Source organism: Cypionkella sp. PAMC25878 (assembly GCF_058135695.1).
Genome location: NZ_CM176871.1, coordinates 194,905 through 218,476, shown reverse-complemented (window position 1 = coordinate 218,476; position 23,572 = coordinate 194,905). Strand labels below are relative to the sequence as shown.

23 protein-coding genes and 1 pseudogene are annotated in these 23,572 nt (G+C 59.5%); 18 read left to right on the top strand and 6 right to left on the bottom strand.

Features of this window, described 5'->3' with window-relative positions; all coding sequences use genetic code 11:
- Window positions 1–35 precede the first annotated feature (35 nt).
- From ACS5RD_RS01085 to ACS5RD_RS01060, 6 genes are all read left to right on the top strand, one after another.
- Window positions 36–1,406 (top strand): MFS transporter, encoded by a 1,371-nt coding sequence (locus tag ACS5RD_RS01085; protein ID WP_054008419.1) that lies wholly within the window; start codon window positions 36–38, stop codon window positions 1,404–1,406.
- Entirely contained in the window at window positions 1,403–2,290 is an 888-nt protein-coding gene (gene mepA / locus ACS5RD_RS01080; RefSeq protein ID WP_489929623.1) for a penicillin-insensitive murein endopeptidase, read from the top strand. The genes ACS5RD_RS01085 and mepA overlap by 4 nt, the downstream gene beginning before the upstream one ends.
- Window positions 2,263–3,159 carry an esterase-like activity of phytase family protein gene (locus ACS5RD_RS01075; protein WP_489929622.1) on the top strand — a complete coding sequence of 299 codons (897 nt, stop codon included), beginning with the start codon at window positions 2,263–2,265 and terminating at the stop codon, window positions 3,157–3,159. The genes mepA and ACS5RD_RS01075 overlap by 28 nt, the downstream gene beginning before the upstream one ends.
- 97 nt (window positions 3,160–3,256) lie before the next feature.
- Window positions 3,257–3,877 (top strand): queuosine precursor transporter, encoded by a 621-nt coding sequence (locus ACS5RD_RS01070; protein WP_054008416.1) that lies wholly within the window; start codon window positions 3,257–3,259, stop codon window positions 3,875–3,877.
- Between the two features lie 265 nt (window positions 3,878–4,142).
- Window positions 4,143–4,565 carry an alternative ribosome rescue aminoacyl-tRNA hydrolase ArfB gene (gene arfB / locus ACS5RD_RS01065; RefSeq protein ID WP_489929621.1) on the top strand — a complete coding sequence of 141 codons (423 nt, stop codon included), beginning with the start codon at window positions 4,143–4,145 and terminating at the stop codon, window positions 4,563–4,565.
- Entirely contained in the window at window positions 4,562–5,500 is a 939-nt protein-coding gene (locus ACS5RD_RS01060; RefSeq protein WP_489929620.1) for a phosphotransferase enzyme family protein, read from the top strand. The genes arfB and ACS5RD_RS01060 overlap by 4 nt, the downstream gene beginning before the upstream one ends.
- Here ACS5RD_RS01060 and pncB read toward each other — a convergent pair.
- From pncB to pncA, 3 genes are all read right to left on the bottom strand, one after another.
- On the bottom strand, window positions 5,497–6,789 hold the full coding sequence (gene pncB, locus ACS5RD_RS01055) for a nicotinate phosphoribosyltransferase (RefSeq protein ID WP_054008413.1): 1,293 nt from the start codon (window positions 6,787–6,789) through the stop codon (window positions 5,497–5,499). The genes ACS5RD_RS01060 and pncB overlap by 4 nt on opposite strands.
- Entirely contained in the window at window positions 6,723–8,936 is a 2,214-nt protein-coding gene (locus tag ACS5RD_RS01050) for a sensor histidine kinase (protein ID WP_489929619.1), read from the bottom strand. Before ACS5RD_RS01050 ends, pncB begins: the two co-directional genes overlap by 67 nt.
- Window positions 8,937–9,000: 64 nt before the next feature.
- On the bottom strand, window positions 9,001–9,609 hold the full coding sequence (gene pncA / locus ACS5RD_RS01045; protein WP_489929618.1) for a bifunctional nicotinamidase/pyrazinamidase: 609 nt from the start codon (window positions 9,607–9,609) through the stop codon (window positions 9,001–9,003).
- A gap of 114 nt (window positions 9,610–9,723) precedes the next feature.
- Between pncA and trhO the strand changes: the two genes are divergently transcribed.
- The gene (gene trhO / locus ACS5RD_RS01040) at window positions 9,724–10,626 is read left to right on the top strand and encodes an oxygen-dependent tRNA uridine(34) hydroxylase TrhO (protein WP_489929617.1); all 903 of its coding nucleotides are present in this window, start codon (window positions 9,724–9,726) and stop codon (window positions 10,624–10,626) included.
- A gap of 26 nt (window positions 10,627–10,652) precedes the next feature.
- On the opposite strand, the gene ACS5RD_RS01035 is transcribed toward trhO, so the two are convergent.
- The gene (locus tag ACS5RD_RS01035; protein WP_489929616.1) at window positions 10,653–11,429 is read right to left on the bottom strand and encodes an IclR family transcriptional regulator; all 777 of its coding nucleotides are present in this window, start codon (window positions 11,427–11,429) and stop codon (window positions 10,653–10,655) included.
- Window positions 11,430–11,514: 85 nt separating this feature from the next.
- Between ACS5RD_RS01035 and ACS5RD_RS01030 the strand changes: the two genes are divergently transcribed.
- From ACS5RD_RS01030 to ACS5RD_RS01000, 7 genes and pseudogenes are all read left to right on the top strand, one after another.
- Window positions 11,515–12,417 (top strand): 2-dehydro-3-deoxygalactonokinase, encoded by a 903-nt coding sequence (locus ACS5RD_RS01030; protein ID WP_489929615.1) that lies wholly within the window; start codon window positions 11,515–11,517, stop codon window positions 12,415–12,417.
- Window positions 12,414–13,019, top strand: coding sequence for a 2-dehydro-3-deoxy-6-phosphogalactonate aldolase (locus ACS5RD_RS01025; RefSeq protein ID WP_489929614.1), 606 nt, complete (start codon window positions 12,414–12,416; stop codon window positions 13,017–13,019). Before ACS5RD_RS01030 ends, ACS5RD_RS01025 begins: the two co-directional genes overlap by 4 nt.
- A complete protein-coding gene (locus ACS5RD_RS01020; protein ID WP_489929613.1) occupies window positions 13,016–13,867 on the top strand; it encodes an SMP-30/gluconolactonase/LRE family protein in 852 nt (283 codons plus the stop codon). The genes ACS5RD_RS01025 and ACS5RD_RS01020 overlap by 4 nt, the downstream gene beginning before the upstream one ends.
- Before the next feature lie 93 nt (window positions 13,868–13,960).
- Window positions 13,961–14,281, top strand: a pseudogene (locus tag ACS5RD_RS01015) (beta-galactosidase).
- The gene (locus ACS5RD_RS01010) at window positions 14,281–14,664 is read left to right on the top strand and encodes a beta-galactosidase (protein ID WP_489929612.1); all 384 of its coding nucleotides are present in this window, start codon (window positions 14,281–14,283) and stop codon (window positions 14,662–14,664) included. Before ACS5RD_RS01015 ends, ACS5RD_RS01010 begins: the two are co-directional and overlap by 1 nt.
- A 2-nt stretch (window positions 14,665–14,666) precedes the next feature.
- The gene (locus tag ACS5RD_RS01005) at window positions 14,667–14,900 is read left to right on the top strand and encodes a beta-galactosidase trimerization domain-containing protein (RefSeq protein WP_235815736.1); all 234 of its coding nucleotides are present in this window, start codon (window positions 14,667–14,669) and stop codon (window positions 14,898–14,900) included.
- A 93-nt stretch (window positions 14,901–14,993) separates the two neighbouring features.
- Complete coding sequence (locus tag ACS5RD_RS01000; protein ID WP_489929611.1) at window positions 14,994–15,269, top strand: hypothetical protein; 276 nt, start codon at window positions 14,994–14,996, stop codon at window positions 15,267–15,269.
- 187 nt (window positions 15,270–15,456) lie between these two features.
- Here the strand turns inward: ACS5RD_RS01000 and ACS5RD_RS00995 are convergent, their stop codons facing one another.
- On the bottom strand, window positions 15,457–17,061 hold the full coding sequence (locus ACS5RD_RS00995) for an alpha-glucosidase (protein WP_489929610.1): 1,605 nt from the start codon (window positions 17,059–17,061) through the stop codon (window positions 15,457–15,459).
- A gap of 144 nt (window positions 17,062–17,205) precedes the next feature.
- On the opposite strand from ACS5RD_RS00995, the gene ACS5RD_RS00990 reads away from it, so the two are divergent.
- The 3 genes from ACS5RD_RS00990 (at window position 17,206) to ACS5RD_RS00980 (ending at window position 20,767) form a co-directional block, all read left to right on the top strand.
- Window positions 17,206–18,453 carry an MFS transporter gene (locus ACS5RD_RS00990; RefSeq protein ID WP_489929609.1) on the top strand — a complete coding sequence of 416 codons (1,248 nt, stop codon included), beginning with the start codon at window positions 17,206–17,208 and terminating at the stop codon, window positions 18,451–18,453.
- Window positions 18,454–18,474: 21 nt separating this feature from the next.
- A complete protein-coding gene (locus ACS5RD_RS00985) occupies window positions 18,475–19,644 on the top strand; it encodes an MFS transporter (RefSeq protein WP_489929608.1) in 1,170 nt (389 codons plus the stop codon).
- A 100-nt stretch (window positions 19,645–19,744) separates the two neighbouring features.
- Window positions 19,745–20,767, top strand: a complete 1,023-nt coding sequence (locus ACS5RD_RS00980) for an aspartate-semialdehyde dehydrogenase (RefSeq protein WP_489929607.1) — start codon at window positions 19,745–19,747, stop codon at window positions 20,765–20,767.
- 129 nt (window positions 20,768–20,896) lie between these two features.
- Here ACS5RD_RS00980 and ACS5RD_RS00975 read toward each other — a convergent pair whose 3' ends face one another.
- Window positions 20,897–22,843: an oxidoreductase gene (locus tag ACS5RD_RS00975; protein ID WP_489929606.1), complete on the bottom strand. Its 1,947-nt coding sequence runs from the start codon at window positions 22,841–22,843 to the stop codon at window positions 20,897–20,899.
- 118 nt (window positions 22,844–22,961) lie between these two features.
- Here ACS5RD_RS00975 and ACS5RD_RS00970 point away from each other — a divergent pair, with 118 nt between their 5' ends.
- Complete coding sequence (locus tag ACS5RD_RS00970; protein ID WP_054008541.1) at window positions 22,962–23,534, top strand: helix-turn-helix domain-containing protein; 573 nt, start codon at window positions 22,962–22,964, stop codon at window positions 23,532–23,534.
- The last annotated feature ends 38 nt before the right edge of the window (window positions 23,535–23,572 follow it).

Sequence of the window (23,572 nt, the reverse complement as noted above, 5' to 3'; positions counted from 1 at the left end):
CTTGAATGGCCAAAACCGCACAAAGGGGCAGGGGCATGGCAACGGCACGGCAGCGCATCTGGGGCTGGTGGTTTTACGACTGGGCCAGTCAACCCTACAACACCTTGTTGCTGACCTTCATTTTCGGCCCATATTTTGCCGAAGTTGCCCGCGGCTATTTCATGGGCACGGGCATGGAGGAAGAAGCCGCCAAGGCAGCAGCGCAAAGCTATTGGGGCTTTTGGTATGCAATATTCTCCCTGATCATCGCCCTGATGGCCCCGGTTTTGGGCGCCGTTGCCCAAGGCACCGGGCGCAGGTTGGTCTGGGTCTGGGCGTTCTCTGTGCTGTATGTTTTCGGCGCATGGAGCCTGTGGGGTCTCGCCCCCGGCGCGGAACTGAGCGGCTTGCGCTGGGCGGCGATTCTGTTCGGCATCGGCCTGATCGGCATGGAGTTTACCGCGATTTTCACCAACGCGCTGATGCCGACGCTGTCGGATGGCGACAATATGGGCAAAATCTCGGGCAGCGGTTTTGCCTTTGGCTATCTCGGCGGGTTGCTTGCGCTGGCAATCATGTTGTCGTTTTTCGTGCTGAATGGCGATTCCGAAGTCACCCGCGCTGGCATTGATCCGACCATGTTTGGTTTGGACACCGAAGCCCGCGAGGAAACCCGCATCGTTGGGCCCCTAAGCGCGGTCTGGTTTGTGCTGTTCATGATCCCCTTCGCCTTGTGGGTCAAAGAACCGAAAGGCGGTGCGGGTTCGCTGCATATCGGCGCAGCGATGGCGAGCCTGCTGGACAATCTGAAAAGCCTGCGCTTCCGGCGCAGTTTGGCCGCCTATTTGGGATCAACCCTTGCCTATAGCGATGCTTTGACAGGGATTTATGCCTTTGGCGGGGTTTATGCGTCAAATGTTCTTGGCTGGGATATCGGCAAGATCGGCGTGTTCGGCATCCTCGGCGGCGTCACCGCGATGATTGCAAGCTGGCTCGGCGGCAAACTCGACAGCCGCTTTGGACCGAAACCCGTGATTGTCGGTGCGATCATCGTGCTGATCGTGGTCTGCCTTGTCATCGTCGGGATGGAGCGGGACAGCCTTTGGGGCATCGCGATGGACCCGGCCTCCAGCACGCCAGACATCATCTTCTATATCTGCGGCGGCCTGATCGGTGCGGCTGGTGGCCCCCTGCAAGCCGCCAGCCGCACAATGGTTTTGCGCCACACCACGCCAGATCGCGCCACCGAGGCGTTTGGATTGTTCGCCCTATCCGGCAAAGTCACCAGTTTCATCGCACCGCTGCTGATCACAATTGCGACAGCCGTGACCCAAAACGCGCGTTTGGGGATTTCTCCGATTGTCGCGCTATTTATCATCGGGCTAATTCTGCTGATCTGGGTCAATCCGAAAGGCGAACAGGCATGATCCGTTACCTTATTCTGTGTGCTGCCCTGTTGGCCCCGCTTCCGGCGAGTGCTGAAAAACTGGCGAACAAACTGTTTGGCGCGGTGGATCAACCCAGCCAACAAGACGCCATGCCGATTGGGTCTTACGCACGCGGTTGTGCCGCCGGATTGATGGAACTGCCTGAAACCGGGCCAACATGGCAGGCGATGCGGCTGTCGCGGCATCGCAATTTTGGCCATCCTGTGCTCGTGCAATATCTGGAAGATCTGTCGCAGACCGCAACCCAAATCGGTTGGCGCGGGCTGTATATCGGCGATATGGGCCAGCCGCGTGGCGGGCCGATGACCTCGGGCCATGCCAGCCATCAGATCGGCCTGGATGCTGATATCTGGATGCTGCCACCGAAATCCCTGAATCTTTCCCGGAAAGACCGCGAGAATATCAGCTCGATCCCAGTGCGCTCGGCTGATCAGAAATCGGTGACTGCGAACTGGACTCCGCGCCATGCAGCACTTCTGAAAGCGGCCGCGTCTGATCCGCGGATAGACCGGATTTTTGTCGCCGCCGCCGTGAAGATTGAGATGTGCAAAACCGCGAAGAAATCCGACAAGAAATGGCTGCAAAAAATCCGACCCATCGCGGGCCATGACACGCATTTCCACGTCCGTCTGAAATGCCCGAAAGGCGCTCGGCGGTGCGAGACGCAATCTCCAACGGTGTCAGAGCTTTCCAATGGGGGTGATGGCTGCGATGAAACCCTTGCGTGGTGGGTGTCGGACGCCTACCTGAACCCCAAGCCGTCGAAAAAACCGACCAAACCCGCCCCGCACAAGAAAGGCCCGCGTGAGTTCACCATGGCCGATTTGCCCCGCCAATGCACAGACGTGCTTTCCTCGCCGTAGCGGCGGGGATGGTGCTGATCGCGGGCCTTGAGGGCAGCGCCAGCCCGACCCCGCCGCCCGGCTTTCTCGGTGCATTCCATTGGACGATGGACGATCCGCGTTTCGGCGGGTTTTCTGGTATTGAAGTTTCCGAAAATGGCCGCAATATCATCGTGTTGTCGGACCGGGGGGCTTACACAACTGGCCAGATCACCCGCGATGAGGCTGGCCGGATCGCGTCGATTTCAGCAAAGCCCGTGCGGCCCTTGCAAGGCGCAGATGGCAAGCCGTTGAAGCCTGGCCTTTCGGACAGCGAAGGCATTGCTTGGGCCGCCGATGGCTCGGTCTATGTCTCGTTTGAGGGGCCCGCCCGTGTGCTGCACTATCCGAAACTCGGTGGCCCGCCGAAAGACCTGCCCTCACCCCGCGATTTCAAGGCCATGCAAAAGAACTCAGCGCTTGAGGCCTTGGCGATTGACGCCGCAGGCACCCTTTACACCCTGCCTGAACGTTCGGGTGCCGAGGATAAACCATTTCTTGTTTATCTTTTCAAAGGCGGCAAGTGGGACAAACGCCTGCAAATCCCGCGCGACGGCGGTTATCTTCCGGTTGGCGCAGATTTTGACCCTGACGGCAGGTTCTACCTGCTGGAGCGGAATTTTCGCGGCCTCGCCGGGTTTTCAAGCCGCCTGCGCCGCTTTAGCCTAGGTCCCAAAGGCTTCGACAAAGGTGAAACCCTCCTAGAGACCCCGGTCGGGCTTTATGACAATCTGGAAGGCGTCTCAATCTGGCGCGACGCGGCGAGGCATCTGACAGCGACAATGGTTTCGGACGATAATTTCAATTTCTTTCTGCGCACCCAGATCGTCGAATACCAACTGCCGGATTGACAGGCCCCCGCACCCGCGCTAGGCCACCGCGTCCCATAGTGGGCCAAGCCTATTGCTGAACCAAGTCTCCGCGACCTTGTAAAAAACGGATCATAAAATGAACAAACTACTGCTTGGCGTCATCGCCATGGCCATTATCGTGGTGGCCTCCAACATTCTGGTGCAATATCCGATCGGCCAATGGCTGACCTGGGGCGCCTTCACCTATCCCTTCGCCTTTCTGGTATCCGAATTGGTCAACCGCTTTGAGGGCGCCAAAGCCGCCCGCCGAGTGGTTTATGCAGGCTTCGCCGTGGGTCTGCTCTGCTCGGTGATCGGCACGCAAATCGTCGGCGAATTCGGCCCACTGGTTACATTGCGCGTCGCCATCGCCTCGGGTTTGGCGTTTTTGGTAGGGCAACTTCTGGACGTGACCGTGTTTGACAAACTGCGTCGTGCCGAGTGGTGGCGCGCGCCCTTCCTCGGCTCGTTTCTGGGCTCGTCCGTTGATACGTTGCTGTTCTTCAGTCTGGCATTCTCCGCCGATTTCATCTGGATAGAGCCCGCAAATGATGTGTCTTGGGCCAGCGGTCTGGTGCCGCTGTTGGGCTTTGGCCCCGAGGTGCCGCTGTGGCAATCGCTGGCTTTGGCCGACTTTTGTGTAAAAGTTGCCGTTGATTTAATCGCCCTGATGCCTTTCAGACTCGCAATTGCAAAATACGCGAACAAGACCGCGTAAAACCTTTTGACAAACCGAAAATCTATGTCAGGCTTGCCTTATCGGCAACATTTTGAAAGGAGGTGACCCAGTGTCTAGAGTGATATTGGAGAGCGGTGTCGGGACAGTCATGGGGGGTGTTTTCTAGGGGCAGCCCTCTAGCGAAACAAACCACTGATTGGGCTTTTGATACCTAACTGGCCCATCTCCTTAGATCTCGGAAAGGGTTGCCACGTACAGGCTGGCAGCCCTTTCTCTTTTCCACACACCTCGTTAGTTTGACCGAATGTTGTGGATCACTGACGCCATTTCGATTGCTGACTGGGAGCTGAGCGAAAGCTTTGTGCGCGCCTCGGGTCCGGGTGGACAAAACGTCAACAAAGTCTCCACAGCGGTTGAACTGCGTTTTGAGGCGGAACGATCCCCAAATCTGACGGCTGGCGTGAAGGCGCGGTTGAAAAAACTTGCCGGACGGCGCTGGACTTTGGAAGGCGCATTGGTGCTTCAGGTTGAAGATACACGCAGCCAAGCCCGCAACCGTGAAATCGCCCGCGAACGGCTGGCCGATCTGATCCGGGCCGCTCTGGTCGCCCCGAAACGGCGCATTGCCACCAAACCCAGCTATGGCAGCCAGTTGCGCAGGGTTGCAGCGAAGGTGCAGCGCGGTGAGGTTAAGGCGCTTCGCGGCAAGCCGGGTGATGAAGAATGACGATTGAAGCCTTGGCTGTCGAGGCCGCAAGCCATTGGAATGGCAGCGTAACGCGGCTGTTGGGCAATCGCGAAAACGCAGTGTTCGAGGTGCTGTTGTCCTCAGGTCGCGCTGCACTGCGCCTGCATCGCCAAGGCTACCAAGACGATGCCGCAATCCGGTCTGAGCTGTGGTGGTGCGCGGCTATGGCCCGAAAAGGCGTTGCGGTGCCAGCCGCTTTGCCCAGTTGTTCGGGCGACTATCTGGTGAAGCTTTCCAACGGTCGCAATGCCTCAATCATCAACTGGATGCAGGGTGAGGGCTTCGGCGAGGCCGCCAAACCCTTGCCCTGCGCGCCGGAGGATCGCCTAACGCGGCATTTTGCCTTGGGCGAACTGCTTGCCAATGTCCATGCCGCGACGGATCGCTTGATCCTGCCCGCCGATTTCACCCGCCCGCGTTGGGATATTGACGGGCTGGTTGGCAAGGCTCCGTTATGGGGTCGGTTCTGGGACCATCCTGCCGCGAGCCCCAACCAAGCCGAAATCCTGTGGGCGGCGCGGGGTTTTCTGCGGGATCAGATCAGCAGCCACCAGAAAGACGGGGGCGATTTTGGCCTGATCCATGCTGACGTGCTGCGCGAGAATGTCCTTGTGAACAACGGTTCGCTTTCGCTGATCGACTTTGACGACTCGGGCTTTGGCTTTCGGCTTTACGATCTTGGCACAGCACTCAGCCAGAACCTCTATGAACCGGATTACCCATTGATCCGCGATGCGCTGGTGGCAGGCTATGGCCAGACCCGCAGCGTCAACACCAAGATGGTTGAGGTTTTTACCCTGGCGCGTACCTGTGCTTCGGTCGGTTGGGCGGCCCCGCGCTTGGCCCCCAATGATCCCATCCATACATCCCATATAGCCCGCGCAGTGATGTGCGCGCAAACCGTGATGGCCTAAACCACCACCGCCTGCGCGACCTGCTCGCCAACCCCAAACACCCGCTTATAGCGCGCAATCTCGTCCTCTGGCCCCATCGCCTTGTTGGGATTGTCAGAAAGCTTCACGGTTGCTCGCCCATTCGCCGCGATCGCCTTGCAGACCACGCTAAAGGGCGCCAATCCGTCGTCCGGTGCCAACCCACGGAAATCATTGGTTAACATCGTCCCCCAGCCGAACGAAACCTTCACCCGGCCGCGAAACTGTTTTTGCAGCTCCATGATCTTGTCGACATCAAGACCATCCGAGAAAATTACCAGCTTTTGCTTGGGATCTTCGCCTCGGTCCTTCCACCATTGAATGGCGATTTCTGCGCCGGTTGCCGGATCACCGCTGTCAATCCGAATGCCTGTCCACGACGCCAGCCAATCCGGCGCACGTTTCAGGAAGCCTTCGGTGCCAAAGGTGTCTGGCAGGATGATCCGCAGATTGCCGTCATGTTCCTCCTGCCAATCGGCCAGAACCTGATAGGGCGACTGTGCCAGTTCCGCGTCAGAATTGGCAAGCGCTGCATAGACCATAGGCAATTCATGCGCGTTGGTGCCGATCGCCTCCACCTCGCGCCGCATCGCGATCAGGCAGTTTGAGGTGCCGGTGAACTTGCCTTCCAACCCCTCTTGCATGGCTTGCACGGCCCAATCCTGCCACAGAAAGGAATGTCTGCGCCGCGTGCCGAAATCCGCGATCCGCAGGCCCTCAATCTCGCGCAGCTGGGTGATTTTCTCCCACAGCTTGGTCATCGCTCGGGCATAAAGCACCTGCAATTCAAACCGCCCCTGCTTTTCCAACACCGCGCGGCTGCGCAACTCCATCAGCACCGAAAGCGCCGGAATTTCCCACAGCATCACTTCGGGCCAGCTGCCCTCAAAGGTCAGCTCATACTGCCCATCGCGCTTTTCCAGATGGTAGGCGGGCAGCCGCATGCCCTCGAACCATTCCATGAAATCCGGGCGAAACATCTGACGCTTGCCGTAAAAGGTATTGCCGCGCAGCCAAGTGCTTTCACCCCGCGTCAGGCTCAGCGAGCGGACATGGTCCAGTTGCTCGCGCAACTCGCCTTCGTCAACCAATTCAGCCAATCGCACGGACTTTGAGCGGTTGATCAGGCTGAAGGTAACGACAGTATCCGGCTTGTTCCTGAAAATAGATTGACACATCAACAGCTTGTAAAAGTCTGTGTCAATCAGCGAGCGGACGATCGGGTCGATCTTCCACTTGTGGTTCCAGACGCGTGCGGCGATGTCGACCATGACGGCCCTCCCTTTGCCTTACTGTCTAAGGCATGAACGGGGGGAAGGTCAAAACGATCCCGCGCGGCGGCAGTGCGTTTCAGCAAAGCGTAAAGTTCAGCGCGGATCAAAGGCTTGGTCAAAACCGCATCCATGCCCGCCGCAAGGCACAAAGCGGCCTCCTCAGCCGAGGCATAGGCGGTCAGCGCCACAATCGGACAGCGCGGCAAATCCGCTTCGGCCTCATCAATCGACGCGACAGAGCGTTCCAACAACTTGCGCGTCACCAGCATGTTGGTGCGATTATCTTCGGCCACCAGCAGGCGCAAATTTGTCAGCGGCACCACAGTGAGGACGGACCGCACCACAGGATTTTGCGCCGCGCGGGGCAAACGCAGAACCAGCGTAAAGACCGACCCGACGCCCGGTTCAGACGTCACCTCAATATCGCCACCCATCTGCTGCGCCAGCAAACGCGAGGTCGTCAAGCCAAGACCCGAGCCGCCAAATTGCCGCGAGATCGTGGTGTCGGCTTGGGCAAAGCTGTCAAACACATGCCCGATGCGGTCGGCTGCAATGCCAATGCCGCTGTCTGTGATCGCGATACGGATTTGGTCGAGTTTGCCGTCAGGAATATTCTGCACCGATACAGTTACGCTGCCCGTCGCGGTAAACTTCACGGCATTTCCCAGCAGATTCAGCAGAATCTGACGCAGCCTTCCAGAATCTCCCAAATGCAAATGTTCTGCTGATGGCAGATATGCTCGCAGTAGAATCGCCTTTTTCATTGCGGTCGGACGCAGAAGATCCAAAGTGCGCGCCACCGCCTCATTGATGGAAAATGGCTCTACCAACAGATCAAACTTCCCAGCCTGAAGCTTGGACAGATCAAGTACGTCGTTGATGATGGTCAGGAGCGCCTGGCTGGAATCGACGATGGCGCTGACATATTGTCGCTGTACTGGGTCAAGTGGGGTTTCCTCCAACAGTTCTGCGACACCAATCACGCCATTCATCGGGGTGCGAATCTCATGGCTCATCGTGGCAAGGAATTGGGATTTGACCTGCGCTGCCGCTTCGGCTGCGGTGCGGGCCTGGGCAAGCTCTGCGGCATGGGCTTTGGCTTGGGTGATATCCCGTTCGACCGCGATGTAAACGCTGGGCTTGCCGTCGTGACCAAGCACGGGAGACATTGCGACTTCGACCCAAATCACCCGCCCGGATTTGGTACGGTTTTGAATGTCACGCCGCACCGGCCTGACATTTTCGCGCGCCTCTAATAGATATTTCAAGGCGGCAGGGCTGGTCTCCTCGGTGTTCAGCAGATCGCCCGGTTGCTGACCGACGGCCTCATCAAAGCTATAGCCCGTGATACGGGTAAAGCCCTCATTCACCCATTCGATGCGGCCATCTGGCGCGGTAAACACAATAGAATCAGTGGCATGTTCGGCCACAAGCGCAAGACGCTCGGCCTTATGAGCGGCCTCGGCGGCGGCGATTCGCGCGCTGTCTAGGGCCACACTTTCTTGCAACAACGCCTGTTCAAACCGCAAACGCTCGGTTTGGCCACGCTCGACTGCGCGGATGAACAAGGTGGCGGTATAGGCCATTATCAGCACGGAAATGAACAAAAACCACGATTCTGCGCGCAGTGGGTCAGTGTCCAAGCGCATGTCTGACAGCAGCATCGCCAGACAAGTCGCAGCGTAAACCACCAAGCGCGAAGATGCGCCGAGGGCAAAATGTCGTCGCACCAGTCCGGCATTGATCGCCGCTGACATCAGGAAAGCCGCTGCGAAAAATCGCGCCCCTTGCAGCGGGATCAGTCGCCAGCAGATCATCACGCAAGCGGCAATGGTCAGTGCCTGCACCGTACCGGAAACTGTCGCCCATATCCGGGCAGCCTTCGGCACCGTTGCCCCGCCAAAGCGACGTGAGATACAGAAAAGCGCAGTGCAATCAATCGCTTCACCGATCAAAGCAAGGCAATCGGCCAAAACCCCAAGCCAGACCGACGACAGTGCCGCCATGCTAACAGAACCGATCAGCGTCATCGTCTGACGGATCAAAAAACCGCGCGCACGACCCCGCGCATAGCGCAGAAACAGCCCGTCCCTGCTATTGCGCGCCAGAAACAGGCCGATTTCACTGTTGATCGCTGCGTTCATTCCCTGCGGCCTTTTGCCTCTCGCAGCGCAAGGCTAACCTGCAAAAGTTAACGTCAGATGAGCGTCAGACCACCCAATGCACGCCAGCCGCCAAACATTTCGCCTTCGCTTCGGCCAGCGTGCCGTTCAGGTCAATCGCGCGGCAGGCAGTTTCCAGCAAGGTCACCGAAAACCCAAGCTTTGCCGCATCCAATGCCGAATAGGCCACGCAGAAATCCGTGGCCAACCCGACCAGAGTCAGCACATTAATCCCACGCGCGCGCAAGTAGCCCTCCAACCCGGTCGGGGTGCAGTGATCATTCTCAAAAAACGCCGAATAGCTGTCGATGCCAGAACGAAAACCTTTGCGTACAATCAGTTGCGCTGGGTTTACCTGCAAATCGGCATGAAATTCCGCCCCTGCAGAGCCTTGTACGCAATGCACCGGCCACAAAACTTGCGGGCCATAGGGCATCTGGATTTGCGAAAAAGCCCCCGCCCCCGGATGGTTGGCGGCGAAGGAGGAATGATCCGCCGGGTGCCAATCCTGCGTCAGCACCACGCAGTCAAACTCGGCCATCAAAGCGTTGACCTGCGGGATAATTGCATCGCCCCCCGCCACGGCCAAAGCGCCGCCGGGGCAGAAATCGTTCTGGATGTCGATCACGATCAGGGCTTCATCGGCGGGGCGCATCGGGGTCTCCTGTTCCGGTTGCTCAAGGGGTAAGCGGCAGCTTTCGCCCGGTCAACCCAAAGGCGTCCAGCTAAAGATATTGCTCTGCGCCGCACTAAGGCGTAAATCGCGGCCATGCTGACCGTCGCCGCTCTCTATCACTTCACCCGTTTCCCCGACCCCGCCGCTTTGCAGGGGCCGCTGTTGGATGTTTGCATCGCAAAGGGGGTGAAGGGGTCACTCCTGCTAGCCCACGAAGGCATCAATGGGACCATCGCTGGGCCTGCTTCCGGGATCGCTGCCGTTCTCGTGCATCTGCGCAACCTGCCGGGCTGTGCGGCGCTGGAACACAAGGAAAGCTACACCACCGAGATGCCATTTGGCCGCATGAAGGTGAAGCTGAAGCGTGAGATTGTGACGATGGGCCAGCCTGATGTTGATCCGATCACACGGGTCGGGTCTTATGTGGCGCCTCAGGATTGGAACGCGCTGATTGCCTCTCCCGATGTGGCGCTGATTGATACCCGCAATGATTACGAGGTCGGCATCGGCACCTTCCAAGGCGCGGTTGACCCCGACATTCGCAGCTTCCGCGATTTCCCGAAATGGTGGGAAGACCACAAAGGCGAATACCGTGGCAAGCGGATTGCGATGTTCTGCACGGGTGGGATTCGCTGCGAGAAATCAACGAATTATCTGCTGGGGCAGGGGGTGAATGAGGTGTTTCACCTCAAGGGTGGCATCCTGAAATACCTCGAAGACGTACCCGCCGAGGCCTCGATGTGGGATGGCGAGTGTTATGTGTTTGACGGCCGCGTCTCAGTTGGCCACGGGCTAGTTCCGGGCGATTATGACAGTTGCCACGCCTGCCGTCGTCCGATCAGCGCCGAAGACAAGCAGCGCCTTGAATATGAGCGCGGCGCTTGCTGCCACAATTGCGTAGCCGAGTATTCCGAGACGGATCGCACCCGCTTCCGCGAGCGGCAGCGTCAGTTGGATCTGGCCGCAGCACGTGGCGAGAAACACTTCTCGGACTGAGGCCACAGCGCAGGATCGCACTTCAGCTAAACGTGCTCGGGAAACCGCCAGCTTTCCGCCTCGGCTGCAATCTCTGCCGCCGCCAGCTTTAGCCGCCCAACATGCGCCTCCAAGGCCCGCAGACTGCTGCGTGTCGTGGTCGAGGTGACTGAAACCGCGCCGATCATCCGACCCGAACGTGCCAGAATGGGGGCGGCCACACAAATGATGCCAGCCTCATGCTCCTCATTGTCATAAGCATAGCCCCGCGCCCGGATTGCGGCCAGTTCAGCCAACAGCGCAGGGCTGTCCAACGTTTGCGCGGTGAAACGGTGAAAACTCTGCTGCGCCAAGGCTTCGGCCAATGTCGCATCGGCCATAAACGCCAGCATCGCCTTGCCGACCCCGGTGCAATAGGTTGGCCCCACCTTGCCCGCCTGCGAAAACATCTCGACAGGCCGCGCAGCGTTGCGTTTGTCAACATACAGCACTTGACCCTGATCCATCTGCGCCAGATGCACCGTCTCACCCGTCAGCGCCGCCAAATCATCCAACGCCCGCCGCGCCAATGGGGCCAGCGAGCTTTGCGCCCAAGCCCCATGCGCCAACCTGACCAACCGCAGACCCAAACTATAGCTGCCGCGATCCTCGTCATAAGCCAGCATGCCCTGATGCGTCAGGGTTTGCAGCAGACGGTACAGCGTCGCCTTTGGATAACCGCCGCGTGCCAGCAGTTCGCTGAACCGCACCGGCGCGAGGGTGGCCACCGTCTCTAGCACGTCCAGCGCCTTGCCGACGGTGCCATCTTGCTGATTATCGCGCATCGGTGCCTCGCAGGAATTGACAGGGCCTAAGGTAAATAGCATAATTCCCATTATGCAAGACATTGTTTCAAATAGTGGAACCACAATGACACCCGACTGGATCGCCGTTGATTGGGGCACCTCAAACCTGCGGGCTTGGGCGATGGGACCAGAGGGTGTGCTGGCCTCGGCAGGTTCTGACGAGGGCATGGGGAAACTGGCTAGGGCCGAGTTTGAACCCGCCTTGCTGCGGCTGATCGCGCCTTGGTTGAGCCCAGAGGTGACGCCGGTGATCGCCTGTGGCATGGTCGGCGCGCGGCAAGGTTGGATGGAAGCGCCCTATCGCCACATCCCCTGCGCCCCGGTGGCGTCGGGTGAGTTGATGGCGGTGCCAACCACTGATCCGCGCCTCCGGATGATGATTGCGCCGGGGTTGTCTCAGGCCAAGCCCGCCGATGTGATGCGCGGCGAAGAAACCCAAATCGCCGGAGCCTTGGCGCTGCTGCGGGGTTTTGACGGCGTGTTCTGCCTGCCCGGCACTCATTCAAAATGGGTGCATGTCTCGGCGGGTGAGGTGGTATCATTTCAGACCTTCATGACCGGAGAAATGTTCGCGCTGCTGTCGCAACAGTCGGTGTTGCGGCATGGTATGGGCGGTGAGGGCAGCGATGAAGATGCCTTTGCGCAAGGCCTGGCCGAAGCGATGGATCGACCCGAGAAGATTTCCGCACGTCTATTCACATTGCGCGCCGAAGGGCTGTTGAACGGTCTTTCGCCCACCGCTGCCCGCTCGCGATTATCGGGTTTGCTGATCGGATTGGAACTCGCCGCAGCCAAACCCTACTGGCTGGGTCAGCGCATTGCCCTAATCGGGGCCGAAGCACTATCTACTCGCTATGCCTCTGCACTGACCGCGCAAGGGGCCGCTTCCGAATCTCTAGACGCCACCGCCTGCACCCTCGCAGGCCTTGCCGCCGCGCGCGGTGTTTTGCAGAAAGCCAAGCCATGACTCGCCCCCTGATCGCCATTCTGCGTGGTATCACCCCTGCCGAGGCCGTCCCCGTGGCCGAGGCGCTGATCGCTGCAGGCATCACCCGCATTGAGGTGCCGCTGAACTCGCCCAATCCGCTGGACTCGATTGCGGCTATGGTTAAGGCCTTCGAATCGCAAGCAGAAATCGGCGCGGGTACGGTGCTGAGCGTGGAGGATGTGGCCGCCGTCGCGGCTGCCGGGGGGCGTCTGATCGTCTCGCCCAACTGCAATCCAGATGTGATCCGCGCCAGCAAAGCCGCTGGTATGGCGAGTTGGCCGGGGGTGATGACGCCCACCGAATGTTTCGCGGCTTTGGCGGCGGGGGCGGATGGGCTAAAGATTTTTCCCGCCAATCTGATCGGCCCCGAGGGCTTGAAAGCAATTCGCGCCGTATTGCCAAAAACCTGCGAGGTCTATGCCGTGGGTGGCGCGGGCGCCTCGAACTTCGGCGAATGGATCAAAGCGGGGGCAAGCGGTTTTGGCATTGGCACGGCGCTCTACACGCCGGGTCTGTCGGTTGTTGAAGTCAGCGCAAAAGCCCGCGCCATTGTCAAAGCATATGATGAGGCCAGCGCATGATTTTCGATCCACGGCTGTGTGAGTTGGGCGAAGGTCCACTTTGGCATCCAATTCGTGAACAAATGTTCTGGTTCGATATCAACAACCAAAAACTGCTGTCGCAAGACCGCGATGGCCCGCGCGAATGGCGCTTCCCTGAGATCGTCTCGGCGGCAGGCTGGGTCTCAGACGATGTTCTGCTGATCGCTGGAGAGCGCGATCTGTTCCTGTTTGATCTGGAAACCGAGGAAGTTGAAACCCTCTGCTTGCTCGAACAAGATAAGCCGAAAAACCGCCCCAACGATGGCCGCGCCGATCCACAAGGCGGCTTCTGGATTGGTACAATGGCGAAGGATGAGGCGGCGGGTGCGGGCGCGATTTACCGTTATTATCGCGGCGAATTGCGCAAACTTTACAGCGATATAACCGTTCCGAATGCCATCTGTTTCCCGCCCAGCGGAGCCTTCGCCCACTTTACCGATACCGTTACCCACAAGGTGATGAAGGTCGCTCTGGATGCAGATGGCTGGCCAAATGCCGCGCCTGAGGTGTTTCTCGACCTGACAGCCGAGGGCCTCTACCCTGACGGCGCAGTGATTGACGCGGCGGGTGTGATGTGGCTGGCACAATGGGGCGCATCGCGCGTCGCTGCCTATGATGCTGACGGCACATTCCTGCGATCCATTCCGATCGATGCCCCCCAGACCACCTGCCCAGCCTTCGCTGGCCCGCAGCTGAGCGCTCTGATCGTCACCTCGGCGCGCAAGAATTTGGATGCGGAAGCCCTGCGCATAGCCCCCAATTCCGGCGCGACCTTCGTGATCGAAGGCACCACCAAAGGTCAACATGAACATCAGGTCATAATTTAGTGAATTAAAAGTCATAAATATGAAACGTACCTTGGTGTTTGTGACGACCCCGAGCCTTAACCCTAATTGCAATGGGTCGAGTATGCTGCGCGGATGGCGAAGCTGGGCCTGACTTGGGTCCGGATCGGTGAATTTGCTTGGGCGCGGATGGAACCTGCGCCCGGCAGCTATGATTGCGGCTGGGCTGGACCGTGCCATCGAAACCTTGGGTAATGCGGGCCTGCAAGTCGTGCTCGGCACCCCACCGCTATCCCACCGCGTTGGATGCAGACCAAACATCCTGACATGCTGGCTATGGATAAGGACGGCAGGCAACGCGGCTTCGGACCGTCCCGTCACTATGATTTGAGCCATCGCCCTACCGCACCGAAAGGGCCAAGACCGTCACTGCACTGGCGAACTCGGCGCATTTGATGGTGTTCTACCGCTGCGCCTCTGTCGAAGTCGCCTCCTTAAGCCGACAACAAGCTGAAATCATTCCTCGCCACTCTGCGGGACCCATCATGCATAATTATATGGGCCAAGTCACGGATTCCGATCACTTCGCAACCGGAGTCGACCTCGACCTCGCGTCACGGTATCCCTTCGCGCATGGTGCCGAAGCGATCTGCTATTTCCGTTGGCGTCAGGCGGCGTATGCACAAGAACAGATGCATGCAGGCCTGCTGCGGCCCGATCCCCTGGCCGCCCCGGCGCACAACGAAGCGGCACGGGCCACCCTCGAACTGACACTGTTTCCCGATGTTTCTACCGTCCGCGCCGAAGCTACGCTGGTGGCCGATTGTGCTTCGGCTTAGGCGTGGCGACACAGCCGCAGGGGCGTGATTTCAGCTATTTCCGCCTTGCGTTTGAGACCAATCGCGCCCTGTGCCGGTTGGGCCTGAACATCGACATCATCCCGCCGGATTGCGCCGATCTTTCGACCGACAAACTTGTGCTCGCCCCCGGTGTCGCCACCCTGTCGCAGCCTTTCCTAAAGGCACTCGCCGCGCACAAAGGCATCTCGCTGATCAGCCCGCGCAGCGACACCTAGACGTTTGAATTCGCCACCCCCGTCCCCTCACCGCCCAATCTACCCGGCTTGAATGCCCACGTCGAAGGTCTGCCGCCTGCGCTGAAGGTTCGGTTGGCCAACAGCGCTCAGTTCCTGCACTGGCGTGAGAAGATTGGGACCGCGGATGAGGTGATTGAAACCACTGCCGACGGTTGGCCCGGGCTGAACTGTGCTGGGGGTATCTGCTATCTTGCCGGACGGCTCGACGATACCGGCTCGGCGCACTTCTTGACGGCACTGTGCCATAAGGCTGGGATTGAGACCAACCCACTGCCGGAAGGCCTGCGGCGCAGGGATGCCGAGGCCCACCGCTTCTTGTTCAATAACAATGGTTTAGACATCGAATAGGATGGCAAGAGCATTCCCGCCGCTGGCGTGTCTTGGCAGAAATTATGAAATAAATGGGGCGATACCCTTGTGGTCGTGGCCCCCAAAACTCCTGACAACTTGACTAAAACTATCATCCTCTGTGCTCAAATATCCCACGGGGATCCGGGGGGTGAAACCCCCGGCGACCTTAATGTAGTAAGCCCGCTCAGACCCGCACCGATGCCGCCCCATCCACAGTTAAAAACGCAAAGCCATTCGGCCCCAGTGCTAACCGCGTTCCATCCAGAACTGCACCCTGCGATGGCCCCTCTAGCCCGCTCGCACCTTCAACAGCCACCGAAACCGCTTCGGGCGACAGGTTGAAGACGCAGAGCACCGCATCGCCACGGGTGAAGGCCAAAATCGGCTCGGGCAGCTGGAAGAACTGCGTCGCACCGGCCACCAAGTCGTCCGACGCTTTCCGATAGGCCAGCATCGCGCGATAGGTTTCCAGCACCGACCCCGCCACGCCCATCTGAGACGCCACATTGCGCGCCAGTTGCGGCGCTTTCACCGGAAGCCACGGCTTGCCCGTGCTAAACCCGCCGTTCGGCGAGGCATCCCAGACCATCGGCGTGCGGGTATTATCCCGCCCCACAGGCTCCGGCCAAAAGTTGATGCCCTGCGGATCGGTCAATTCCTCGAACACCAGTTCAGTATCAGTCTGCCCAATCTCCTCGCCTTCCCACAGGCAAATCGACCCCTGAAAGGATAGCAACAACGCCCCCGCCTGCCGCGCCAAAGCGTCCTGCGACACCCCATGCTTGGCCCAACGCGAGGCTTGCCGCACCACATCATGATTGGAAAACGCCCACATCGGCCAGCCGTTCGGCGCGCCGGTGAAAAACTCCTCAATCTTGCCGCGAAAGAACGCTGCCGAGTAATCGTAGCCCATCATCTCAAACGAATAGCATTGATGCAGCCGCCCCGGCGCGGTGTATTCGCCCATCATCCGAATGGCGTGATGCGCCTCGCCCATCTCGCCCACCGTGGCGCGATCCACATATTCGTCCATCACCCGGCGAATACGTTCCATCCATGTCAAATTCTCCGGCTGACCCTTTGAAAACAAATGATATTGCATCTCATAGGGATTGCCGTCGGCCTTGGGTTTCACCCGGAAATCGGCGGCATCATTGCGGAACAACGCATCCTTGTAAAAGTAATTCACCGTATCAAAGCGGAAGCCATCCACCCCGCGATCCAGCCAGAACCGCAGCACAGATTCCATATACGCCACCACCGCCGGATTGCGGTAATTGAAGTCCGGCTGCTGCGGCAAAAATGAGTGCATGTAATACTGCTTGCGCCGCGCGTCCCAAGTGAACGCAGGCCCGCCAAACACCGAAAGCCAGTTACAGGGCGGCGTGCCATCCGGGCGCGGATCGACCCAGATATACCAGTCGGATTTGTCATTCTCGCGGTTCTTGCGGCTTTGCGCAAAGAACGGATGCTTATCAGACGAATGATTCAGCACCTGATCAATAATCACTTTCAGGCCCAAATCATGCGCCCGTGCCACCAGCGCATCGAAATCCGCCAGCGTGCCAAACACCGGGTCAACATCCGTGTAATCGGCCACATCATAACCCATATCCAGCATCGGCGAGGTGAAAAACGGTGACAGCCACACCGCATCGCAGCCCAGATCAGCGATATGGTCCAGCCGCCGCGTGATGCCGTTCAGATCGCCAATCCCATCACCGTTATCGTCCTGAAACGACCGGGGATAGACCTGATAGGTCACCGAGCCACGCCACCATTCCGCCATTCCTGCCTCCGATAAATGCTGTTTCCCAAAGCCTAAACCGCTTTGAAAGCCTTGCACAGACCGGCCGGGTTTGTGTCCGCACAATTCTGCCATTGACCCTGCAAAGCCATCGGCTAACCGTGGCGACCAAGCAGGAGCAGCACGATGATCCAGACCTCCCCTAAATCCAGCATTTTCACGCCGATCCTGATTGCAGGCTGTATGGTGTTGATGCTGAACTTCGCCATCCGCGCCAGTTTCGGGGTGTTCCAAATTCCGATCGCCGCCGAATTCAACTGGCCCCGCGCCGAGTTTTCCATGGCCATCGCCATCCAAAACCTGGCTTGGGGCGTCGGCCAGCCAATCTTTGGCGCGCTGGCCGAACGCTTTGGCGACCGCCGCGCCATCATCGCGGGGGCAATTCTATACGCCTTGGGCCTTGTGCTATCGAGCTACGCCGTCACCCCCGGCCAGATGCAACTACTTGAAATCTTGGTGGGTTTCGGCATCGCAGGCACCGGCTTTGGCGTGATCCTTGCCATCGTGGGGCGCGCTGCCAAACCCGAAAACCGCTCGCTGGCTTTGGGCATTGCCACCGCCGCCGGTTCAGCGGGACAGGTGTTTGGCGCGCCCACAGCGCAAATTCTACTGCAACATTATCATTGGCAAGTCGTGTTCGTGATCTTCGCCGCCGTGATCCTGTGTACTCTGTTTGCGCTGCCCTTCCTGCGCTCGCCCAGCATCGCCACCAAACATGAACTCGACGAGTCCCTTGGCACCGTGCTGAAACGCGCCTTCAAAGACCCGTCCTTTACCATGATTTTCGTCGGCTTCTTTTCCTGCGGCTATCAGTTGGGCTTTATCACCGCCCATTTCCCTGCCTTCATCACCGAGAAATGCGGCGCGATTGACCCCTCGGGCTTGCTGGCGGATATCGGGATAACCTCAACTTCGATCTTAGGCGCGATTGCGATTTCAGTGATCGGGCTGGCAAACATCGCGGGCAGCATAATGTCGGGTTGGCTCGGCAAACGCTATACCAAGAAATACCTGCTGTCAGGCATTTATGTCGCGCGCACGGTGGCCTCGGCTTTGTTCATCATGCTGCCGATGACCCCCGCGAGCGTCCTGATATTCTCCTTGGTGATGGGCAGCTTGTGGTTGGCAACCGTGCCGCTCACCTCTGGCCTCGTCGCCCATATCTATGGCCTGCGATACATGGGCACGCTCTATGGTGTGGTGTTCTTCTCGCACCAAGTCGGCAGTTTCCTTGGCGTCTGGCTGGGCGGCAAGCTGTATGACCTGACCGGAGACTACAGCACCGTCTGGTGGATCGGCGTCGGCGTTGGGGCTTTTTCGGCCATCGTGCATCTGCCGATCCGCGAGAAACCTCTGATGGCGCAGCCTGCCTGATCAACGCCTTAAGGAGCTTTCATGCGCCCCGGAATTGCCGCCCTTGTGCTGGCCTATGTGCTCAGCCAATTCTACCGCGCCTTTCTGGCGGTGCTGTCGCCCGTCTTGGCGGTGGATATCGGGGCCACGGCAGAGAACCTCGCTTCGGCTTCGGGGCTGTGGTTTTTGGCCTTCGCGCTGATGCAGATACCCGTGGGGATGGCGCTGGACCAGGTCGGGCCACGGCTGACCACCGCCGGGTTGCTGGCGGTGGGCAGCATCGGGGCTGCGGTGTTTGCGATGGCAACCGGGCCGGGGGCGATCAATGTGGCGATGGTGCTGATCGGCATGGGCTGCGCCCCGGTGCTGATGGCGGCCTATTACATCTTCGCCCGCAGTTTTTCGCCCGTGGTATTTGGCACCTTGGCAGGGGTGGTGATTGGGATCGGATCACTCGGCAATATCGCGGCCTCGCTGCCCTTGTCGCTGGCGGTCGAGGCGATTGGCTGGCGTGGCGCGATGTTGGGCCTAAGCGGGCTGACCTTGCTGACCGCCGCTGCGGTTTGGCTGCTGGTGCGCGACCCCGAGCGGGTCATCCACACCAGCAAAGGCTCGCTGCTCGATCTGCTGCGGATGCCTGCATTATGGCCGATCTTGATCATGATGGCGACGTGCTACGCCCCCGCCGCCGGGTTGCGCGGACTTTGGGCGGGACCCTATCTGACCGACGTGTTCCAAGCCGACGCCGCCCGGATTGGCGTGGTGACCTTGATCATGGGTCTGGCGATGGTGGCGGGCAATTTCGCCTATGGCCCGCTGGATCGCCTGCTTGGCAGCCGGAAATGGCTGATCTTTGGCGGCAATGCTTTGGCCGTGGCCTGTCTGCTGGGGCTATACGCCTTCCCCGCAGCCTCCGGTTTCCTACCCGTAGCGCTATTGGCAGGCGTTGGCTTCTTCGGATCATCCTTCCCGATGGTGATGGCGCATGGCCGCGCCTTCCTGCCGCCGCATCTGGTCGGGCGGGGCGTTACCCTGATCAACTTGTTCGGCATCGGCACTACGGGCCTGATGCAGATCGCCACCGGCCGTTTGCAAGCCGCCCTGCCGCAAAGCCCGCCCGAGGCCGCCTATGCCGGGCTTTTCCTGTTCTACGCCGGATTCACCGCCTTTGGTCTGCTGATCTACCTGCGTGCCCAAGATCGCACCGACTGACCGACTGCGGATTTCCCGCAACAAACCCTTTCCCCCCACGTCCCCATGCGCTAAGGGGGCACGTCTTTGATGGTCACTGACAGAATTCTAGGAGACCCCGATGGGCTATAAGGTCGTCGTCGCGGGTGCCACGGGTAACGTGGGCCGCGAAATGCTGAACATCCTCGCCGAGCGCGAGTTCCCGATTGACGAGATTGCTGCTCTGGCATCGCGTAAATCGTTGGGCACTGAAATCAGCTTTGGCGACAAGACCCTGAAGACTAAGGACCTCGACACTTTCGATTTCACCGGCTGGGACATTGCCTTGTTCGCCGTGGGCTCGGATGCGACCAAAATCTACGCTCCGAAAGCTGCGGCGGCGGGCTGCGTCGTGATCGACAACTCGTCGCTCTACCGCTACGACCCCGCCGTGCCGCTGATCGTGCCGGAAGTGAACGCCGACGCGATTGCGGGCTATAAAAACAAGATGATCATCGCAAATCCGAACTGCTCGACAGCACAAATGGTTGTGGCGTTGAAGCCGCTGCATGACCGCGCGCGGATCAAGCGCGTTGTTGTCTCGACCTATCAGTCGGTTTCCGGTGCTGGCAAAGAAGGCATTGACGAGCTTTGGGATCAGACCAAGGGCCTCTACGTCCCCGGTCAGGAAGTGCGCCCGTCGAAATTCACCAAGCAGATCGCCTTCAACGTGATCCCGCATATTGATGTGTTCCTCGACGATGGCTCGACCAAAGAAGAATGGAAGATGGTCGCTGAGACCAAGAAGATCCTCGACAAAAACATCAAAGTCACCGCGACCTGCGTGCGGGTTCCGGTGTTTGTCGGCCATTCGGAATCGATCAACATCGAGTTTGAAGACTTCCTGGATGAGCATGAAGCCCGCGATATTCTGCGCGAATCTCCCGGTATCATGGTGATCGATAAGCGCGAAGATGGCGGCTACATCACCCCGATTGAATGTGTCGGCGACTACGCGACCTATATCAGCCGCATTCGGCAGGACAGCACGATTGATAACGGCATCAATCTGTGGTGCGTCTCGGATAACCTGCGCAAAGGGGCGGCTTTGAATGCGGTTCAGATCGCGGAAGTGCTGGGCAATCGGTATCTGAAAAAGGGCTGATCTGGCCGTTTTTGAATTTGAAAAGCCCTGCCGGTTGGCGGGGCTTTTTGTTGGTCCCAACTCGGGACCATTGTTTTTATTGCCAAAATCCGAACGGTTTCCGTTAAGGTTAACGATACCTGAACGGTTTCAAGCCGCCGCGCCCGCTTTCAACCCGTCATAAACGGCTTCTTCGGCGGTGCGAGGCGAAAGGCAATCGCCGATTTGCGTGACTGCAATTCCCAAAGCCTGCAACTCTGACGCCAGCCCATCAACCGGGATATGGCCAAGGCTGAGAACCAAGGTATCCACGCCGGAAACCTCCATCGCCTCGCCGCTTGGGGTGTGTTGCAGGTAGACAGTATCTTCGGCGGTGCCGAACAAGCGCGCATAGGGGCGCACGTCGATTTGCAAACGGTACAGATCGGCGGCCATCGTGTCGCGGACATACAGCGGCAGGCTTTCGCCGGGGTGCAAGCCGTTCACCGCCAAGGTTACCTGCGCGCCATCTCGCGCTGCCATCTCGGCAATACCGGGTGCGATCCAGTCGCATCGCCAATCGGCGACCACGACGCGCGCGCCCAGTTTCACCTCACGCCGCAGCACCTGCCACGCGGTGACGATCTGAATTTGGCCATCGGTGGGGAGGTCCGGCACATGCGGGCGCGCCCCGGTGGCGAGGATCACCGCATCGGGGGCTTCGGCCTGCGCCAAAGCCGCCGTCACCATCACGCCGCGCCGCACCTTGACCTGCGCCAGTTCCATTTCGCGGGAAAGGTTGGTGATAATGCCGCCAAACTCGGCGCGTTTCGGCAGCAGTTGTGCCAGCAAAGCCTGCCCGCCAAGCTGGTTTGCGGCCTCGTATAAAGTCACCTCATGGCCGCGCTTGGCGGCGGTGATCGCAGCTTTCATCCCCGCCGGACCACCGCCGACGACCATGATTTTCTTGCGGTTGGCAGCGGGTTGCAGGCTGCCATAAGTCAATTCGCGCCCGGTTTCGGGGTGCTGGATGCAAGAAATCGGCAGGCCGCGATGGAAATGGCCGATGCAAGCCTGATTGCAGGCGATGCAGGCGCGGATGTCTTCAACAGCGCCCGCTTCGGCCTTCGCAGGCATTTTGGGGTCGCAGATCAACGCGCGAGTCATGCCGCAAACATCAGCCTTGCCGCTCGCAATAATCGCCTCGGCTTCCTGCGGTTGGTTGATGCGGCCCGCCACAAACACCGGGATTTTCAGCGCCTTACGGAAGACGCTGGCATCAGCGGCGAAATATCCCGCCGCAAAGGCCATCGGGGCCGCGATATGCACGGCACCGCCGACGGAAGCGGACGTGCCGGTGGTGACGTTGACGAAATCGAGCGCGTCTTCCAAGGCGATGCAGGCCGCCAAAGCCTCCGCCATGGTCAGCCCCTCATCATCGCGCTCGCCCGCGGAAATGCGCAGGCCGATGACGAAATCCTCATCCGTCGCAGCGCGGATGGCGGCAAGAACGCGGGTCAGGAAGTGCTGACGTTTGGCATCACTGCCGCCGAAGGCATCCTCGCGCAGGTTGACGCGGGGGTTGAGGAATTGCGCGGGAAGATAGCCGTGCGAGGCGACAACCTCTACGCCATCAAAGCCTGCGTGGTGTAGGCGTTTGGCGGCAGAGGCATAGCCTGCGATGATTTCGTCAATCATTGCAAGGCTCAGCGGGCGCGGCATCACATGGAAACGCTCGTTTGGCACGGCCGAGGGCGCATAGGCGACGGCCAGCAAGCCATCGGCGCTTTCCATGATCTCGCGCCCCGGATGGAACAATTGCGACAGGATCACCGCGCCCTCGGCATGGACGGCTTTCGCGAGGTCGGTATAGCCGGGGATGCAGGCGTCGGTGGTCGCCATCAGCAAATGCGAGGTATAGCGCGCGGTTTCATGCACGCCCGCGACTTGGGTGATGATCAGGCCTACACCGCCCTTAGCGCGGGCGCGGTGGTAGGCGATCAGCGCCGGGTTGACCGTGCCATCGGTCGGCATCGTGGTATCATGGCCGGTCGACATGATGCGGTTTTTCAGGGTGGTGCGGCGCAGGGTCAGCGGGGCGAACAGGTGCGGGAACATGGATGTGGCGGCCTTTGGGTTGCTGGCCTTGGATAGCAGGTCAGTAAAAAAATGGAAGATATTTTTACTATAGGCAAAACTTGTTGCGATTATTGTGCAGGCGCGGCATGGTTTCGGGATGGACGAACTGACTGATCCCGCAGGTTTCTTAGGCGAGCGGATGCGCGGATTGCGCAAGCGCCGTGGCCTGACTTTGGCGCAACTGGCCGAGGCGGCGGGGCTGTCGATTGGCTATATCAGCCAGCTGGAGCGCAATTTGGCCTCGCCCTCGATCCCAGCTTTGGTGAATATTGCCAAAGGCTTGGGCGTGACGGTGCAATGGTTTTTCGCCGGGGAAGCTCCGGTGCCCGACGATGAGCGCGGCTATGTGATTAGGCGCGGCAATCGGTTGAGCCTGCGCTATGCGGGCGGCATCGTCGATGAACTCTTGACGCCGAAGCTGAGTTTGCAGGTGGAAATGATCTATTCGCGGATGCCCGCGGGCACCGAAAGCGAGCAGTCTTACACGCATGAGGGGGACGAGGTGGGATTCGTGCTGCAAGGCCAGTTGGAATTCTGGATTGGCGCGCGGCATTTCCTGCTGCACGCGGGCGATACCTGTAGCTATTCCTCACGCGAGCCGCACCGCTATCGCAACCCCGGCCCCGAGGAGGCGGTGGTGCTATGGGCGATCAGCCCGCCCAGTTTTTAGCGGCTGGCGGCGGCCCCTCAGCCGCGTGTCGGGCTGTG

Bases quoted from the DNA above. Each gene is read 5' to 3' on its own strand.
- ACS5RD_RS01085 (WP_054008419.1), top strand. From the start codon at position 36: ATGGCAACGGCACGGCAGCGCATCTGGGGCTGGTGGTTTTACGACTGG.
- mepA (WP_489929623.1), top strand. From the start codon at position 1,403: ATGATCCGTTACCTTATTCTGTGTGCTGCCCTGTTGGCCCCGCTTCCG.
- ACS5RD_RS01075 (WP_489929622.1), top strand. From the start codon at position 2,263: ATGCACAGACGTGCTTTCCTCGCCGTAGCGGCGGGGATGGTGCTGATC.
- ACS5RD_RS01070 (WP_054008416.1), top strand. From the start codon at position 3,257: ATGAACAAACTACTGCTTGGCGTCATCGCCATGGCCATTATCGTGGTG.
- arfB (WP_489929621.1), top strand. From the start codon at position 4,143: ATGTTGTGGATCACTGACGCCATTTCGATTGCTGACTGGGAGCTGAGC.
- ACS5RD_RS01060 (WP_489929620.1), top strand. From the start codon at position 4,562: ATGACGATTGAAGCCTTGGCTGTCGAGGCCGCAAGCCATTGGAATGGC.
- pncB (WP_054008413.1), bottom strand. From the start codon at position 6,789: ATGGTCGACATCGCCGCACGCGTCTGGAACCACAAGTGGAAGATCGAC.
- ACS5RD_RS01050 (WP_489929619.1), bottom strand. From the start codon at position 8,936: ATGAACGCAGCGATCAACAGTGAAATCGGCCTGTTTCTGGCGCGCAAT.
- pncA (WP_489929618.1), bottom strand. From the start codon at position 9,609: ATGCGCCCCGCCGATGAAGCCCTGATCGTGATCGACATCCAGAACGAT.
- trhO (WP_489929617.1), top strand. From the start codon at position 9,724: ATGCTGACCGTCGCCGCTCTCTATCACTTCACCCGTTTCCCCGACCCC.
- ACS5RD_RS01035 (WP_489929616.1), bottom strand. From the start codon at position 11,429: ATGCGCGATAATCAGCAAGATGGCACCGTCGGCAAGGCGCTGGACGTG.
- ACS5RD_RS01030 (WP_489929615.1), top strand. From the start codon at position 11,515: ATGACACCCGACTGGATCGCCGTTGATTGGGGCACCTCAAACCTGCGG.
- ACS5RD_RS01025 (WP_489929614.1), top strand. From the start codon at position 12,414: ATGACTCGCCCCCTGATCGCCATTCTGCGTGGTATCACCCCTGCCGAG.
- ACS5RD_RS01020 (WP_489929613.1), top strand. From the start codon at position 13,016: ATGATTTTCGATCCACGGCTGTGTGAGTTGGGCGAAGGTCCACTTTGG.
- ACS5RD_RS01010 (WP_489929612.1), top strand. From the start codon at position 14,281: ATGGTGTTCTACCGCTGCGCCTCTGTCGAAGTCGCCTCCTTAAGCCGA.
- ACS5RD_RS00995 (WP_489929610.1), bottom strand. From the start codon at position 17,061: ATGGCGGAATGGTGGCGTGGCTCGGTGACCTATCAGGTCTATCCCCGG.
- ACS5RD_RS00990 (WP_489929609.1), top strand. From the start codon at position 17,206: ATGATCCAGACCTCCCCTAAATCCAGCATTTTCACGCCGATCCTGATT.
- ACS5RD_RS00985 (WP_489929608.1), top strand. From the start codon at position 18,475: ATGCGCCCCGGAATTGCCGCCCTTGTGCTGGCCTATGTGCTCAGCCAA.
- ACS5RD_RS00980 (WP_489929607.1), top strand. From the start codon at position 19,745: ATGGGCTATAAGGTCGTCGTCGCGGGTGCCACGGGTAACGTGGGCCGC.
- ACS5RD_RS00975 (WP_489929606.1), bottom strand. From the start codon at position 22,843: ATGTTCCCGCACCTGTTCGCCCCGCTGACCCTGCGCCGCACCACCCTG.
- ACS5RD_RS00970 (WP_054008541.1), top strand. From the start codon at position 22,962: ATGGACGAACTGACTGATCCCGCAGGTTTCTTAGGCGAGCGGATGCGC.